At 42.1% G+C, this 15,833-nt stretch carries 15 protein-coding genes and 1 other annotated feature; of the genes, 4 read left to right on the top strand and 11 right to left on the bottom strand.

Annotated features, from left to right (window positions below):
• Positions 1–12: 12 nt before the first annotated feature.
• The gene (locus EBQ12_RS14650; protein ID WP_058214170.1) at positions 13–789 is read right to left on the bottom strand and encodes an SDR family NAD(P)-dependent oxidoreductase; all 777 of its coding nucleotides are present in this window, start codon (positions 787–789) and stop codon (positions 13–15) included.
• A complete protein-coding gene (locus EBQ12_RS14645; protein WP_076822173.1) occupies positions 790–1,752 on the bottom strand; it encodes an MBL fold metallo-hydrolase in 963 nt (320 codons plus the stop codon).
• A gap of 168 nt (positions 1,753–1,920) precedes the next feature.
• Positions 1,921–2,132, top strand: a binding site (T-box leader).
• A 41-nt stretch (positions 2,133–2,173) separates the two neighbouring features.
• Between EBQ12_RS14645 and proC the strand changes: the two genes are divergently transcribed.
• Positions 2,174–3,001, top strand: a complete 828-nt coding sequence (gene proC / locus EBQ12_RS14640) for a pyrroline-5-carboxylate reductase (protein ID WP_008342285.1) — start codon at positions 2,174–2,176, stop codon at positions 2,999–3,001.
• Between the two features lie 35 nt (positions 3,002–3,036).
• Here proC and EBQ12_RS14635 read toward each other — a convergent pair whose 3' ends face one another.
• Both EBQ12_RS14635 and EBQ12_RS14630 read right to left on the bottom strand, forming a co-directional pair.
• Complete coding sequence (locus EBQ12_RS14635; protein WP_017357936.1) at positions 3,037–3,528, bottom strand: DinB family protein; 492 nt, start codon at positions 3,526–3,528, stop codon at positions 3,037–3,039.
• A 117-nt stretch (positions 3,529–3,645) separates the two neighbouring features.
• Positions 3,646–5,259, bottom strand: a complete 1,614-nt coding sequence (locus EBQ12_RS14630) for a M20/M25/M40 family metallo-hydrolase (RefSeq protein ID WP_125590476.1) — start codon at positions 5,257–5,259, stop codon at positions 3,646–3,648.
• A gap of 140 nt (positions 5,260–5,399) precedes the next feature.
• On the opposite strand from EBQ12_RS14630, the gene namA reads away from it, so the two are divergent.
• Together namA and EBQ12_RS14620 are read left to right on the top strand one after the other, a co-directional pair.
• A complete protein-coding gene (gene namA, locus EBQ12_RS14625; protein ID WP_125590474.1) occupies positions 5,400–6,416 on the top strand; it encodes an NADPH dehydrogenase NamA in 1,017 nt (338 codons plus the stop codon).
• Positions 6,417–6,535: 119 nt separating this feature from the next.
• Positions 6,536–7,300, top strand: a complete 765-nt coding sequence (locus EBQ12_RS14620) for an alpha/beta fold hydrolase (RefSeq protein ID WP_125590472.1) — start codon at positions 6,536–6,538, stop codon at positions 7,298–7,300.
• 44 nt (positions 7,301–7,344) lie between these two features.
• Here the strand turns inward: EBQ12_RS14620 and EBQ12_RS14615 are convergent, their stop codons facing one another.
• Entirely contained in the window at positions 7,345–8,652 is a 1,308-nt protein-coding gene (locus EBQ12_RS14615) for an aspartate aminotransferase type Ic (protein ID WP_017367555.1), read from the bottom strand.
• A 139-nt stretch (positions 8,653–8,791) separates the two neighbouring features.
• Positions 8,792–9,721 (bottom strand): ribonuclease Z, encoded by a 930-nt coding sequence (gene rnz / locus EBQ12_RS14610; RefSeq protein ID WP_017367556.1) that lies wholly within the window; start codon positions 9,719–9,721, stop codon positions 8,792–8,794.
• A 222-nt stretch (positions 9,722–9,943) separates the two neighbouring features.
• Here rnz and zwf point away from each other — a divergent pair, with 222 nt between their 5' ends.
• Positions 9,944–11,419 (top strand): glucose-6-phosphate dehydrogenase, encoded by a 1,476-nt coding sequence (gene zwf, locus EBQ12_RS14605; protein ID WP_008342269.1) that lies wholly within the window; start codon positions 9,944–9,946, stop codon positions 11,417–11,419.
• Positions 11,420–11,467: 48 nt separating this feature from the next.
• On the opposite strand, the gene EBQ12_RS14600 is transcribed toward zwf, so the two are convergent.
• From EBQ12_RS14600 to EBQ12_RS14580, 5 genes are all read right to left on the bottom strand, one after another.
• Positions 11,468–12,190 carry a GntR family transcriptional regulator gene (locus EBQ12_RS14600; RefSeq protein WP_017357941.1) on the bottom strand — a complete coding sequence of 241 codons (723 nt, stop codon included), beginning with the start codon at positions 12,188–12,190 and terminating at the stop codon, positions 11,468–11,470.
• Between the two features lie 175 nt (positions 12,191–12,365).
• Positions 12,366–13,772 (bottom strand): glycoside hydrolase family 1 protein, encoded by a 1,407-nt coding sequence (locus EBQ12_RS14595; RefSeq protein WP_017357942.1) that lies wholly within the window; start codon positions 13,770–13,772, stop codon positions 12,366–12,368.
• Positions 13,756–15,102, bottom strand: a complete 1,347-nt coding sequence (celB, locus tag EBQ12_RS14590; RefSeq protein ID WP_007501108.1) for a PTS cellobiose transporter subunit IIC — start codon at positions 15,100–15,102, stop codon at positions 13,756–13,758. Before celB ends, EBQ12_RS14595 begins: the two co-directional genes overlap by 17 nt.
• 25 nt (positions 15,103–15,127) lie before the next feature.
• Positions 15,128–15,460 (bottom strand): PTS sugar transporter subunit IIA, encoded by a 333-nt coding sequence (locus EBQ12_RS14585; RefSeq protein WP_017357943.1) that lies wholly within the window; start codon positions 15,458–15,460, stop codon positions 15,128–15,130.
• Positions 15,461–15,463: 3 nt separating this feature from the next.
• Positions 15,464–15,775 carry a PTS sugar transporter subunit IIB gene (locus tag EBQ12_RS14580; RefSeq protein WP_008342261.1) on the bottom strand — a complete coding sequence of 104 codons (312 nt, stop codon included), beginning with the start codon at positions 15,773–15,775 and terminating at the stop codon, positions 15,464–15,466.
• Positions 15,776–15,833: the final 58 nt, after the last annotated feature.

The following is a 15,833-nucleotide window of genomic DNA, read 5'->3' as shown; positions in this document are numbered from 1 at the left end:
TTTCTTTTTTTGTTATTTTTTCATCATCGCTTTCCGTGCTGCTTTTTCAAATAAAAACGGGAATAATTGATACAATTTACTACCAGCATTCATCCATCCTGGTAAATTAATCTCTCTTTTTTTCGTCATCATGGCGGATACGATCTTCCCTGCTACCTTGTCAGCACTGAGCATCATAAAATCAACATTTTTCACATATTCACCACTGCGGTCTGCAATGGTAAAGAAGTCTGTGGCAATCGGTCCTGGATTGACGGTTGTGACATGAATTCCGCTGTCTGCCAGCTCCATTCTGAGGCTGTTTGAAAATCCGAGAACCGCATGCTTTGATGCGGAATAGATGGCGGATTTAGGGGTGGCAATTTTGCCTGCCTGTGACGCAATATTGATAATATGTCCCTTCCCTCTTTGTTTCATCTCAGGAAGGACCTTTTTTGTGCAGGCAATTAAACCAAAGACATTGACCTCAAACATCGACACCATTTCCTCAATGGATGCGTCCTCGACGAGATCGAACACACCAAAGCCGGCATTGTTCACCAAAATATCAACAGCTCCCACTTGTTGATAGGCTTGATCAATGTCCTCAAGCCGACTGACATCAAGCTGAACGATGTGACATACGCCGCCAGCACTTATAATCTTTTCTTTTACACCTGTGAGCTTTTCAATTCGTCTTGCTGACACAATGATTTCTGCTCCTTCAGCTGCTGCCAAGTACGCCATCTTTTCACCAATACCGCCTGAAGCACCTGTAATCCATATTCTCTTTCCTGTTAGTCGCCCCATTTATTTCACTCCTTCATTTGCTCGATAATAGAGGGTTCCGTCTTTTTGCACTTCTTCAATTTGTCCAGCCGCTAAAAGCACATCAAGCTGCCCGACTGTCTCAGACATTGTCAGAAATAATGCTTCTTCATACAGGCCCGGAAATAAGGTGCGGCAAAGATGAAAGGCGGTCATTTCCTTTAGTTGAAGCAGCTGATACATCGTATTTGCCCGTTTTTCCTGTTTTTTAAATCTTTCTTCGATCAATTCGTGATGAGAGGTAATGAGCTGGCCATGCCCTGGATAAATCGCCTGAATGGGCAAATGCAATAAACGCTTGAGTGATGCTTTATATTGAAGCAGCGATTTTTGACGTTCTGTTCCTTTCACCGGCGCTTCCATTAACGGATTGGAAGAAATGGTCGTAAGCAGCAGATCACCGCCGATGAAATTCCCTGTTGTTTCATCTAAAAAAGAAAGATGAGATTGTGCATGTCCTGGGGTCTCCAGCACTTGGAAATGCTCATGTCCCTTCAAACGATCACCTTCTTTTATGACGTCATCGACATGTGCCGTACATGAATATGTATAGGACTGCCTCACCATTCTTTCACACTCACCTTGACGAAGTGGGACACCTAACTGCTGAAAAAAATCATTCATAAAATGGATTTGACGCTGTTTAAACGCTGCATCCTGACTAATATAGGGCTCATTCAACTCGTGTCCGATGACACGGACATGGGGTTTCATCAGATCTAAAAGACCGACATGATCTGCATGATGATGTGTCAAAACCACTTGATCAATATCATCTATTGATAAATGATGTTCCTTTAATTGCGTGACAAAGGCATGCTGCGCCTCTTGTGTCATCGGTCCGGAATCAACTAAGGTCACGGCATCGCCTTTTAATACATATGCATGGACATCCCCCACCGCAAACGGTGTAGGGATGGATAATTGAATCATTTCTTCTTTCACTTTTATACGTCATCTCCTGATTTTTGACTCATAGATCATCTGAACTTCCTCTTCTTTATTCATTGTATCTTGCAAAGGGCAGACTGTCATGCGGTTTAGATGGTCATTTTTTTATCTTTCCCTATTGACACAAACTTGTCCATCGTTGCATAATGAACAACAAATATAAGATGCGCGATGACAAGGATTAGTAAGCAAAATAACGATGCAAGAGAGTGAGGTCCGCCGGCTGTAAGACTTCACCATCCTCTTATTTGCTGAACCTGCCCTTTGAGCTGTTAGGCAAACCTAAACGTTTCCCGCGTTAAGGGACTAGAGCTGAGTATGTATGATTGCATGCTAATTGAGGGTGGTACCGCGAAAAACCTTTCGTCCTTTGCAGACGAGAGGTTTTTTTATTTTCTACAAGGAGGAGCAGCTTATGAGTAAAATTGGATTTATTGGTGCAGGCTCAATGGCCGAGTCTATGATTAAAGGTCTTTTAAAGAGCGGCATTATGTCAAATGAAGATATCATTGTCACAAATAAAACAAATGAAAAACGATTAGAAGAATTACATGCACGTTATGGAGTCAAAACAGATTTCGCTCGTTCCTTTATTTATGAAGAAGCCGATATGCTGGTGTTTGCTTTAAAACCAAAAGATGCGGAAAGTGGCATTTCTGAAGTAAGGCCCCATTTAAATGGACAGCTGATTATTTCTATTTTAGCGGGCATTTCTATTGAAACCATTCAGCATTATGCTGGCGCAAAAACGGCGGTGGTTCGTGCCATGCCAAATACATCAGCGGCCATACAACAATCAGCTACTGGCATTGCTGTCAGTGATGAAGTCACAGAGGCGCAAAAGGAAAAAGCAGTTCAGCTGTTTGAAACGATCGGTCATGTGACGGTTTTAGATGAATCACAACTGAATGCGGTCACAGCGATTGCAGGCAGCGGTCCTGCCTTTATTTATCATTTGATTGAAGGAATGGAGCGAGGTGCATCGGAACTTGGGATGGACCAAGAAACAGCGAAATTGCTCATTTGTCAAATGATTGCAGGCGCTGCAAATATGCTTCAGGATAGCGGTAAGGAACCTGCTGAACTTCGCAAAGAGATCACGAGCGAAGGTGGAACGACAGAAGCAGGACTTAATACCCTTGCTTCCTATCAATTTGAAGAAGCGATTGTCGATTGTGTGAAAACAGCGACAAAACGCGCAGCAGAATTAAACGACATGTTTTCAGCGAGTACGTATAAGTAAGTGAGAAAAGCACCTGCCTTGATGACAGGTGCTTTTCATCTATCACTCGATGCTCTCATGGACATGATGGCTTTGATTTGATCGAGGTGATGAATTTCATGTAAAGCAATGGTTTCAGCTAAAATTTGGACTGTCATCATCCCTTCTTCAGGATGGAGGCCTGAAAAATCCCATGTATCCTTTTCTAATAGCTGCAGTGTTTTGTTTCTGCTTTCTTTTAGGCGTTCAATCAATGCACTGACCTCTTGTGCGGTATACATTTCATAAGCTCTTCCCTTCACATATATCTCTGGATCATATGATGCGAAAAGCGTGTGCTCATTTGATATTGCCTGCTCTATCCGCTCTGACCAGACTTCTTCTGTATCATACAAATGTCCAACAATTTGTTTAATCGACCACTTGCCTTCCCCAAAAGATTCATCTAATGTAGCCTCATCACATGTCCATACTAACTCCTCAAGCTTACGCAAACTCTCATGAAGTGATGTCATGATCTCTGTTTTTGTTAGTACTCCTGTTTTCACTCTCACAATCCCCCTTCAAATATATGTAAGTATCATTCTATATCATACTCTATTTCTTTAGACAGAAGGTGATTGATATCAAAAAGAAAAGCCCTATCATGACGATAGAGCTTTCACTTAATTCTTTTCTAATAAAGCATGAATTGTTGATTCTAAGAGCGACGGCAAAACGCCAAAAGAGAATGGGACATGCAGCCGTTCTGTCCATTTGTGCGCATCCTTTCCTAACGGACCAACGTTGATGACAGGAACGTTAAGACCTTCTTTTTCTCCTTGTGGTAACGAGTAGCCTTTTTGGTATAGCGGCATGTTGGCTGTATAATCGTCTATATCTTGATTTTCAAGCTGTAAGTAGCTTAAATCAGATAAACCTGGAAAATATTTGACTTCTTCTACTTCGATTCCATAGATCTCTTTTGCTTCTCTTTGAATCTTCTTTAAGGTCGTTTGAATATGCAGATCGTTTGTTGAAGAAACAGATGGGTAAAATGGCGGACTATAAAACAACACAATCAGTGCTCCATCTTCCTTACAAAGGGTCGTCAGTTCTGATACAATTTTGGTTGAAAAATCACGATCCCCTAGCTCACCCCGGTTGGCAAAGGCGTAGTTGACAATTCGCTCGACCTCCTGCTTGCCGGATCGTTCAGCAGCTTTTTCGTACAGCTCATGATACGTTAACACCGTGATGTTTGTATCGATGGGTGTAAAATGTTTAAAGCGTTGAAATGCAGCGGTTTTCTGTTTGAGATTAGCTTCGATTTGGGCTGCTGCTTGTTTCGCAGTTTCATAGAGGAGGCCGTGAAGCTCTTCACTAGAGCGGTTCATCATCAGCACATTAAATAAAGAAACAGCCGTATGAGGCGTTTGAACAGAGTAAGCTTCTTTCAAATCCTTTTGCATCAAATTGGTGGGAGGCGGTGTCACTTCACCATCTACTTCCTCACAATAATCACTATTCAGTTCTAACAGCCTGTTTAATTCAGATACCATAAAATTTGCATTTAATCCTGAGAAGGGCTCACCTACATGTGTTTCAATTCCTTTGCAGAAAAATCCCGCAAGTACCTTCCCTATACTACCTGTATAGATGTATTGGTGCGCATCCCCGGGATACTTTTCAAACATCGGCTCACTGTTTAAACAAGCGGTATACTCAAGGTCATACTTCTGCTTGAGCTCCTTTAGTTTCGGAACAGCCTCCAGCATCCCCTGTGAATTCACTTCTTCATCTGGCACTGTGACGAGTAGAATATTTCCTTCAAACCTCCCCGCCATCGCTCTTTCCAGCATGGAAAGCTGGACAGTCAGGCCTGCTTTCATATCCATGGACCCTCGTCCAAACAGCCAGTCACCTGAAGCTAAATCCTCTCTTGCCCTTTTTGGAAGAAGTGCACTTTTTTGAGAAAAGGACGCCATTAACTCTTCGGGCTTACACGCCATATTTTGAAATTCTCCGTAATCCTCTGTATCGACGACATCAAAATGGCTGAGGAGTAAAACAGTACGTGGCAGCGTACTTCGTTTGACAAGTGCCGTTAAAAAATACCGGCCATCTTTCATTGGATGCAAAGCCAAGTGATCAGGGTGCTGCTCAAAATATGGACGCTCCCTCAGCAAGTAATATAAATATTCCGCTAATGCGACTTCTCCCGTTGTACCAGATATGCTTTCATACTGCATCAGAGCTGTGAGTAGCTCCTTTAGTTCACTTTCCGTTTGCCATTTCATCCGTTTATCCCCCTTTGATGTCCATATCTTTCATTATACAAAATCATGTTCAAAAGCTATATGGTTTGAGCACCTTTTATGACGAATGTTTGAATGACTGTTATAATCGGCTATACCATTCTATGAGGAGGCGAAGGTAATTGGAAACAAAGCTTTTTTCACCTTGGACATTAAAAGGTGTCACACTCAAAAACCGCATCGTCATGTCCCCGATGTGTATGTATTCATCCTATGACCGTGATGGAAAATTACAGCCTTTCCACTTTGCACATTATGTTTCCCGTGCGCAAGGTCAGGCCGGATTAATTATGGTCGAGGCAAGTGCTGTTTCACCTGAGGGAAGAATTAGTGATCAGGACCTCGGAATTTGGAGTGATGAGCACATTGAAGGGTTTGCCTCATTAAACGAACAAATCAAAGCGTACGGAACAAAAACGGCCATCCAGCTAGCCCATGCAGGACGCAAGGCTGAGCTAGATGGTGACATTCTTGCTCCATCCAGCATTCCATTTGACGAGCAATCTAAAACACCTCTTGAGATGTCTATCGATCAAATAAAAGACACAGTTCAGGCGTTTCAAGATGCCGCTGTCCGCGCCAAACAAGCTGGATTTGACATCATTGAGATTCATGGTGCGCATGGCTATTTGATTAACGAATTTCTCTCACCGCTTGCCAATCACCGGACAGATGAATATGGCGGTTCACCAGAAAATCGTTATCGCTTCTTGAGAGAAGTGGTTGATGCAGTCAATGAAGTGTGGGATGGACCATTATTTGTCCGTGTATCCGCTTCTGATTACACAACAAAAGGACTAGATATTGCAGATTATATTGGCATTGCCGCATGGCTGAAAGAGCAAGGAGTCGATCTAATTGATGTGAGCTCAGGCGCTGTGGTGCAAGCCAGCATTAACACATTCCCCGGCTACCAAGTCACCTTTGCTGAGAAAATAAGAGAAGGTGCCGGCATCCAAACAGCCGCTGTCGGTATGATCACATCTGGTATACAGGCCGAAGAAATTTTACAAAATCAGCGTGCTGACTTGATCTTTATCGGCAGAGAATTTTTACGGGATCCGTATTTCCCAAAAACAGCCGCTAAAGAGCTTCGTACATCCATCGAAAGCCCGCGCCAATACGATCGTGCTTGGTAACATCTCTAAGCAAAAAGGTGTCTATTTTTTGAAATAGGCATCTTTTTTGTTTTTAAGAGAAACATCTTTGCCTTTTGTGCCGTCTTTTAGCTAAAGAACCACTTAGAGGAGATGGAAGAATGAACTCGGCATTGATTGAAAGAACGTATCATATAGATGGACATCACTTTTATACAAGGCATCGTCAAGGGAAAAAGGAAGCCACCATTATTTTTGAAGCAGGATATGGAATTTCAGGCGATACGTGGGCGAATATCGCTCGTGATATTGACCCAGAGCTTGGTGTTTTCTTATATGACCGTTTAGGTAATGGAAAAAGCAGCGAAAGCAAAGAAGGAAGAACTTTGCATGATCTTGCGGATGATTTAGATACACTCTTACATCAAGCCAATATTCAGCCGCCATTTCTCATTGTGGCGCACTCATTTGGCTCTCTTGTCAGCCGCTTATGGGCAAGCCGCAGAAAAGAAGATGTTATCGGTATGGTCCTTCTAGACCCAGCAAGTGAGGAGCAAGAGCAGGTCATTCTGCCGCTCTTATCAAAGGAAGAACGCACTTCATATATGACGCAGTTCACAGCAGAATGTACACATGAGGACTTTGAGCAAATGCTGCGTACGATCAAAGAGGAGCAAACGCATTATGGGATGATGCCCCTTCTTGTCATTTCATCAGGCAAAAGCCGCTTGTTTCATCCAGCACATGAAGCTTGGCTCAGGCTTCATAAACGAATGCTCACATTGTCATCCCAAAGCGGATGGATTCAGGCGCAGAACAGCTCGCACTATATTCATCACGATGAACCACATATTGTGCAGCTTGCGATTTATGATGTATGGTGTGCAGCAAAACAGCCTGTCTCTTATTATCAAACAGCTAACTAAAAACAAAAACTCCTTGACCGGACATCAGTCAAGGAGTTTTTTCGTTATACCGTTGGTGCTGATTGACTTTTCTCAGACAGCAGCTTTTCAATGCTGACAAGCTGAACGCATAACGTAAAGATGTCAATCGCCTGCTCTAGTTCTTCAAGCGTTGGGAATGTTGGCGCAATACGGATGTTACGATCAAGCGGGTCGTTTCCATAAGGATATGTCGCCCCTGCACCTGTTAGTGTCACACCGGCTTCTTTCGCTTTTTGCACAACAGCTTTTGCACAATGATCGAGTGTATTTAAGCTAATAAAATATCCGCCATTTGGTTTGTGCCACTCAGCGATGCCTGTTCCACCAAGCTTTTCATCAAGGATCGAAAGAACGAGGTCAAATTTCGGCTTAATAATCGCTGCATGCTTTTTCATATGTTCCTTCAATCCTTCTGGATTCTTGAAGAAACGAAGGTGTCTTAATTGATTGATTTTATCTGGCCCAATGGTTTGAACTGATAACTGTTTTTGAATAAAGCTGACGTTGTCCTGACTAGATGCCATCAGTGCAACACCCGAGCCTGGGAACGTAATTTTAGAAGTAGAGGCGAACATAAACACACGGTTTGCATGTCCTGCTTTGTCTACTGCTTGAAAAATATCTTTTAACGTATCAGGCGTATCTGTTAGATGGTGGACTGCATAGGCATCATCCCAAAAAATACGGAAGTCGTCTGCTTTTGTCTGCATGGAAGCAAGACGGTCGACAACCTCATCTGAATACGTAATGCCGTCAGGGTTGCTATATTTCGGTACACACCAAATCCCTTTGATGGCTTCATCTTCTGCAACCAATTTTTCTACCTGATCCATGTCAGGTCCATCCGACTTCATATCTACCGTAATCATCTCTATGTTAAAATGCTCACAAATGGCAAAATGACGATCATACCCTGGGCTTGGTGCTAGGAATTTTACCTTTGGAAGCTTGCCCCAAGGTGTTTTGCTGCCATATACGCCGTGAGTCATGGCACGGGCAATTGTGTCATGCATCATATTTAGGCTAGAATTACCGCCAATGATGATTTGTTCTGGCTTCAGATTGAGCACACTTGCAAAAAATTTCTTTGTTTCAGGAAGGCCTGTCAAGCCGCCATAGTTTCGCACATCTGTACCATCCTCAGCTGTCATTGCATCCTTTGATGTCACGACATCGAGCATGCCCATAGATAAATCGAGCTGTTTTGGTGAAGGTTTCCCTCTAGACATGTCTAAGTGTAAGTTTTTACTTTTGTACGTTTCATACTCTTTTTGTCGTGCTGCATATAGGTCATTTAATTCTGCTTCACTTAACGCTGTAAAACCGCTCATCTTTGATTGTGCCTCCCGTATTCTTCATAGTGTAATTCGTCATTTGTTTTTTCTTCACCATTTTACCACTACCTGAAAAAGAGCGTCATCATAAATATCAAAAAAATCACACAACTATTTTTGACGATTCATCCAATTTTTACAGGGTACGGTCAATAGGAAAAGAAAAGAAATCATGTGCAGCTTCAGTCAGCGGGAATATATCGCGGGCTTCTTTGAGTAATTGTTTCATTGACTCTTCCCCTTGGTACCGTGCACTAATATGGGTCAAAATCAGTCTTTTTGCGCCTGCTTCCTGCGCTGTTTTTGCTGCCTGTTCTGTCGTACTGTGATAATAATTATAGGCTAGTTCTGCATCTTCTTTCCCAAATGTTGCTTCATGGACTAACACATCCGCATTCTTGGCAAGCCTTGTTATATTCTCGCACAAACGGGTATCTCCTGAAAATGCAACGATTCTCCCTTTTTTAGGGGGTTCCAAATAATCGGTTCCATCAATCATTCTTCCATCTTCGAGTGTAACGGTTTCCCCATTTTTCAACTTCTGATACAAAGGTCCAGGTTTTACACCGATTTTTTTTAGGTCTTCGGCTTTTAGTGCACCGGGTACATCTTTTTCCACGACCCGATAACCGTAAGCTGGGATCCCATGAGACACTCGTTTTGCTTCTACTTGAAAGGTATCATCTTCAAAAACGATCCCTTCCTCTATTTCTATGATATGCAGCGGATAAGTCAAATGCGTTTGTGTCGCTGAAAGTGTCGCGTTTACAAAAGCTTTAATGCCGCTTGGACCATATATCGTCAATTCATCCTCTCCGCCTTGAAAGGACCTGCTGCCAAGCAGACCCGGGAGACCATATACATGATCACCATGCATATGCGTGATAAAGATCTTCTCAATTTTTCTTGGTTTAATTGTTGTATGTAATATTTGATGCTGCGTCGCTTCTCCGCAATCAAAAAGCCACACGGCTTTTCTCTCTTCTAAAAGCTTCAGCGCAGTGCAAGTGACGTTTCTTGTTTTTGCAGGAATGCCTGCACCTGTTCCTAAAAAGAGCAGTTCCATTACGATTTCCTCCTACAGCCGGTATACAATCTCTTCATTCATATAGAATACATGAAGACAGGATAAATGTGAATTCAGCGGAATTTTTGAAAAAAGTCAAACTTGGGCAGAAAAAGTCGAATCAAATGTTTGCTTTACGAACAATGAACCTTTAAAATAAAGAAAATGTACATACATTCTCGTTTTTTACAACAATGCTACGAATAAAGTGAGGTACTTTTCGTGAATACAGAAACTAACTATCCAAAAGCAGTCATTGTCATTTTTGGCGCAACAGGAGACCTTGCAAAACGCAAGCTCTACCCTTCTATACATAGACTTTATCATAGCGGAAAGCTTGGAGATCAATTCGCTGTTGTAGGTGTTGGACGTCGTCCTTGGTCTCATGAAGACCTAAGAGCTGTGGTAAAAGAATCAGTCTCTTCTGATGATGCAGAAGCAAAAGCAGAGGAATTTATTTCTCATTTCTATTACCATGATTTTGATGTCTCAAGCCCTGCTTCCTATCAAGCACTGAACACACTTCTTTCTGGTCTTGAAGATACATACAGTATCCCGAATAACCGGATGTTCTATTTAGCGATGGCACCAGAATTCTTCGGAACCATTGCGAAGTTTTTAAAAAGCGAAGGCGTATCAGAAACGACTGGATGGTCTCGACTTGTCATTGAAAAACCGTTTGGTCATGACCTGCCTAGTGCCAAAACATTAAATGAAGAGATCCGAGATGCATTTACAGAGGATCAAATTTATCGTATTGACCACTACCTCGGTAAACAGATGGTGCAAAACATTGAGGTCATTCGTTTTGCGAATGCGATCTTTGAACCGCTTTGGACAAACCGCTATATTTCAAACATTCAAATCACATCGAGTGAATCATTAGGCGTCGAAGACCGGGCGAGATATTACGAGAGTTCTGGTGCACTGAGAGATATGGTCCAAAACCATATGCTTCAAATGGTTGCACTTTTAGCCATGGAGCCACCGATTAAGCTCAATACAGAGGAAATCCGTAGCGAAAAACGGAAAGCATTGCGTGCGCTTCGTCCATTCTCGAAAGATGAAGTGGATCAATTCTTTGTCCGCGGACAATATGATGCAGGAACGATTGATGGCAATATGGTTCCTTCCTATCTTGAAGAGCAAAATGTGGACCCAAACTCCAACACAGAAACATTCGTTGCAGGAAAACTTCTCATCGATAACTTTAGATGGGCCGGGGTACCATTTTACATTCGTACAGGAAAACGTCTAGAAAAGAAATCCACTCAAATCGTGGTGCAATTTAAAGACATTCCGATGAACCTGTACTACGGAAACGGGAATTCCATGCATCCAAACTTACTTGTGATTCACATTCAGCCAGACGAAGGCATCACCCTTCACCTGAATGCTCGCAAGCTTGATGGCGGAACGTATGCTAAACCAATTAAGCTTGACTATCAAACAAATTACAACGACATCATGAATACACCAGAAGCGTATGAAAAGCTAATTCATGACTGTTTGCTAGGTGACGCAACAAACTTTGCCCACTGGGATGAAGTGGCACTGTCTTGGAACTTTGTTGATCCAATTTCAGAAAAATGGGCTGAAACCAAAACGTTAAAACCAAATTATCCTGCTGGTTCTATGGGACCAAAAGAAGCAGATCAGCTTCTTGAAAAAGATGGATATCACTGGTGGAATATATAAAATAACAAAAAAGAGCAGTCTCCCGATTGAGGGGGTTCTGCTCTTTTTTTAAAGTCGTGTTTTCGTAATTTCAACCGTTGAAAAATCAAATTTATCATAGCGATGATGGCTAAAGGAATATTCAAACGGCCGACCTGTGTTTAAATAAGCCACCTGCTCCACTTCTAGCACTGGATCCGTAGGGTCACAGCCTAAATATTGCTGATCAAGCTGATCTGATTTAGCCGCTCTAATTTTTTTGTGCGCTCCTGCCACTTTTAAATGAAGTGTGTTTGTAATGTAGCTATAGATAGACCCCAATAAAACCTCTTCATCTATTCCTTTAATGACATTGACAGGCATAAAGGTTTTTTCTAATACATATGGCTCTTCTTCCACCAAACGGAGCCGAATAATGTCATAGACGGGTGTGCTTGAGTCAATGGATAAATGAGCTGCCACCTCTTCACTTGGAAAATGCACATCAAAGCGAATGATTTGGCTCGTCACGTTTTTATCTGCCATCACTTTCGTGAACCCTTTATTTTCATGACCTGATACGTTGATCGCACCTTGATTTAGCGCTGCCTTCACAATAAATGTGCCATGACCTCTTTTTCTAAAGAGCAGACCTTCCGCCACTAAAAGATCGAGCGCACGCTTCATCGTCATTCTGCTGCATTTAAATTCAGCGGCAAGCGAGTTTTCATCTGGAATGGGTTGATCTTCTGGATAATATGCTGTTCCTATTCTTTTTCTAATTTCTTCTGAAATGAGTTCGTACTTTGTCATCTCACACCACCAACTGACTTGTTTTTTCATATCCTATTATAGCGCTTTCTAGCCTTCCTCTCATTCTACACTAAGCCTAGTGCGCTTAAAAGGTTCGAGCCACTTTCATTTCAACCCTTTCATCTTTACATAAGAAAAATACTTGCCCTTTTCAAGGAAAGAGCAAGTATCTTGATTAGAAACCATTATTCTCTGAAACCGATTGAAACCAGTAGCCACTTTTTTTGATGGTACGTTTCCCGTCTTTCTCAAGGTCCACTGAGACAAATCCATAGCGATTTTTATAGGCATTCGACCATGACCAATTATCCATAAACGTCCACAGATGATAGCCTTTTACATGACTTCCTTCTTGAATGGCTTGATGCACCCATTTAAGATGCTCAGAAACAAAATCAATGCGGTAATCGTCATGAATCATTCCTTCTTCATCCTGAAACCGCTCTTCTCCTTCGACACCCATTCCATTTTCAGAAATAAAGCATTCAATATTCCCATAGTCTGTCTGGACTTTTTTCAATATATCGTAAATACCCTTTTCATAGATTTCCCAGCCGCGGTACACATTCATTTTTCTGCCCGGCATTTCAAAAGAATCGAAATAATGGTCTGGCATAAATGGTGCATCAGGGTGAGGCATATGTTCCTTTGCTTTCACTCTTCTTGGCTGATAATAGTTGATGCCGAGAAGGTCGATCGTGTTCTCTTGAATGAGTTCAAGGTCTCCTTCCTCCATAGCCGGCATCAATCCTTCTTTCTTTAACACGTCCACTAGCTTTTCAGGGAAATGTCCTTTCACAGCTGGATCTAGGAAGGACCGGTTAAAGAAGGCGTCAGCCATCTCAGCTGCTTCGACATCCCGCGGATTCTGGCTTCGCGGATACGAAGGAGTAAGGTTGAGGATAATGCCTATTTTCCCCTCCTGCTTCATCTCTTTATAAGCCGCAATGGCCTTAGCATTTGATAAAATCTCATGAAACCCAACTTGCACTGCCTTTTGGAAATCAACTTCGTTTGGATAATGGAAGCTATACATATATCCACCCTCTACAGGAACAATCGGCTCGTTATGAGTAAACCATTTTTTCACCCGGTCGCCAAATAGCTGAAAACACAATGTCGCATAGCTGACATAATCGTCTACGACCTGCCTGTTTACCCATCCTCCCGTCTCCTGAAGCGCCATTGGCATATCAAAATGATACAAGTTCACAAACGGTTCAATGTCACTCGCTATCAGTTCATTGATCACATCATTGTAAAAAGCCACAGCTTCTTCATTAACGGCCCCTTTTCCCTCAGGTAAAAGGCGTGACCATGAAATAGATAGACGAAACGAGTTGTGCCCAATCTCCTTCATGAGGCGGATATCCTCTTTGTATTTACGATAAAATTGCGAGGTTACACCTGGACCGACGCCCTGAAAAAAACGATTCGGCTCTTTTTCAAACCAGTGATCCCAAATGTTCGGACCCTTTCCATCTCCTGGATAACTGCCTTCTGTTTGCGTAGCAGAGGCAGAAGATCCCCACCAGAAACCTTCCGGGAATGTATATGATTGACTGTTAGTTTCCATCGACATGTATTGAGTCTCCTTCACCTTTGATGTTTGTTTGTTTCGTTTTTTCTGTCGTGACTATTTTTTCATTTTTCACATTCATACGATCAATAAATTTTAGGAACGGGAACCAAATGACAAACACAATCATTAAATTAAACAGCTGAAGCAGACCGCCCGCTAATGAATTCGTTGCCATGACTCCGCTAATAAAGATCGGTACTGTCCATGGAATATTCACGCCTGTCGGAGGCGGCACAATACCTGCGGCCATCGCAAAATAAGAAATACAAGTAATCACCATTGGCGCCAAAATCCACGGAATGAGAATAAGCGGGTTCATCACAATCGGTAAACCGAAGATAATGGGTTCATTGACGTTAAATAAACCTGGTCCTAAGCCGAGCTTTGCTACTTGTTTCAATTGCTTACTTTTAAGAAAAATTAAAATCGTAAACACAACAGCTAGCGTCATACCGGTTCCACCCATACCCACTGTATAGATTTCGATAAACTGCTTGCTGATGATGTTCGGAACCTCACCTGTTTTTGTGTAGCTTTCTAGATTTTGAATGGACAATGTATTCCAAATCGGGTCCATTACAGAGTTGATAATAATTTGGCCGTGGAGCCCAAAGAACCAAAGAATTTGTATAAAGAAAATAGCGATCAAGGTCGGAATGATACCGCTTCCAAGTCCGACAAGCGGCGCCTGAATCGCATTGTAAATCAAGTCATGCATGTTGGTTTTGAACCCTTGTGTAATGATGATATTGATCAGTAAAAAGGTTGTGAGTGTCAAAGTAGCCGGGATGAGTGCAGCAAAAGACTTAGAAACAGCTGGCGGAACCCCTTGCGGCATATTGATGACAAATTTCTTTTGGACAAAATAGCGATAAATTTCAGCAGACAAAAAGCCTGTGATCATTCCAAGGAACATTCCCTTTGCGCCCAAACGATCGACTGGGATGACGCCTGCAATGGATGCACCGCCCTCTTGTTCTAGTAAAAATGGCGTAAGGAGCAGAAAAGAGGCTAAAGCGATCACACCGCCAAAGACAGCTTCCACATCATAGCTTTTCGATAAATAGTAGCCAATCCCAAATACAACAAACACACTCATAATGCTGATGGTCGCACTAGGTGCAATATTCAGTGCAGACTGAACACCTTCCAGTGCTGTTTGACTCATGATCTTATCTAAAAATGGCAGATTCATTAATACGACCATGATGGAACCAAAAATCGTTAATGGGAACGCAAGCATAAAGGCATCCCTTAATACCCCTAGATAGCGATTGTTGTTCAATCTCCCAGCAATCGGAACCAAAATCGCACTTATTTTATCAAACATTGGTTTCCCCCCTTGTTTACACCCTTTATTGTTTCAGTGATTGCAATATCGGTAAGAGCTCTCCCACAAGCTCTTTTATCGTCATCGTTGACATGAAATGATCTTCGGCATGCATGAGCAGCAAGGAGAATGAAATCGTTTCTCCGCTTGCCTCTTGCTGTACCATTTGAAAATGGATATCATGTGCATTCCGCAAGTCATCTTCCGCTTCTTTGAGAAGGTCAGATGCTACTGTTTCATGACCTTCTCTAAATTGTTTAAGAGATTGAAGCAATTTGCTTCGTGCATTTCCGCTGTGTAAGATCAATTGAAAACTGATTTGTTCTTCCGTGAGTCCTTCGAGTGTTTTCTTTTCCATCCTTTAAGATTCCCCCATCAATGAAACCGCTTGTTCATACGCTTTTTGTCCATCTGCTAGCCCATACGCCTGCATATCGATGACCTCTACTTCAATCCCATATTTTTGAGCTTCTTTTTGAAGATCCCCTTTTAAAAAACTCATTTGTGGTCCAATTAATACAACATCGGCATGTGCCATTTCTTTTCTCGCTTGGTCTTGTCCGACTGCCCAAATCTCTGCTTCTTCCCCTATAGACTCAGCATGTGCTTTCATCTTTGTGACTAGTAAACTCGTAGACATACCTGAACTGCATGCTAATAAAATACGTTTCATTTCTCTCACCCCATTGTTGTAATAAAAGCGCTTCCAGTTAATATTATATATTTTTATT

Source organism: Bacillus sp. 2B09, assembly GCF_003946835.1.
Classification (GTDB): Bacteria; Bacillota; Bacilli; order Bacillales; family Bacillaceae; genus Bacillus; species Bacillus altitudinis.
Note: the sequence above shows the minus strand (reverse complement) of the source record. Positions and strands in the feature narration are given on the sequence as shown.

Coding starts and splice junctions, on each gene's coding strand:
- EBQ12_RS14650 (WP_058214170.1), bottom strand. CDS start 789: ATGGGGCGACTAACAGGAAAGAGAATATGGATTACAGGTGCTTCAGGC.
- proC (WP_008342285.1), top strand. CDS start 2,174: ATGAGTAAAATTGGATTTATTGGTGCAGGCTCAATGGCCGAGTCTATG.
- EBQ12_RS14630 (WP_125590476.1), bottom strand. CDS start 5,259: ATGAAATGGCAAACGGAAAGTGAACTAAAGGAGCTACTCACAGCTCTG.
- EBQ12_RS14620 (WP_125590472.1), top strand. CDS start 6,536: ATGAACTCGGCATTGATTGAAAGAACGTATCATATAGATGGACATCAC.
- EBQ12_RS14615 (WP_017367555.1), bottom strand. CDS start 8,652: ATGAGCGGTTTTACAGCGTTAAGTGAAGCAGAATTAAATGACCTATAT.
- rnz (WP_017367556.1), bottom strand. CDS start 9,721: ATGGAACTGCTCTTTTTAGGAACAGGTGCAGGCATTCCTGCAAAAACA.
- EBQ12_RS14600 (WP_017357941.1), bottom strand. CDS start 12,190: ATGACAAAGTACGAACTCATTTCAGAAGAAATTAGAAAAAGAATAGGA.
- EBQ12_RS14595 (WP_017357942.1), bottom strand. CDS start 13,772: ATGTCGATGGAAACTAACAGTCAATCATATACATTCCCGGAAGGTTTC.
- celB (WP_007501108.1), bottom strand. CDS start 15,102: ATGTTTGATAAAATAAGTGCGATTTTGGTTCCGATTGCTGGGAGATTG.
- EBQ12_RS14585 (WP_017357943.1), bottom strand. CDS start 15,460: ATGGAAAAGAAAACACTCGAAGGACTCACGGAAGAACAAATCAGTTTT.
- EBQ12_RS14580 (WP_008342261.1), bottom strand. CDS start 15,775: ATGAAACGTATTTTATTAGCATGCAGTTCAGGTATGTCTACGAGTTTA.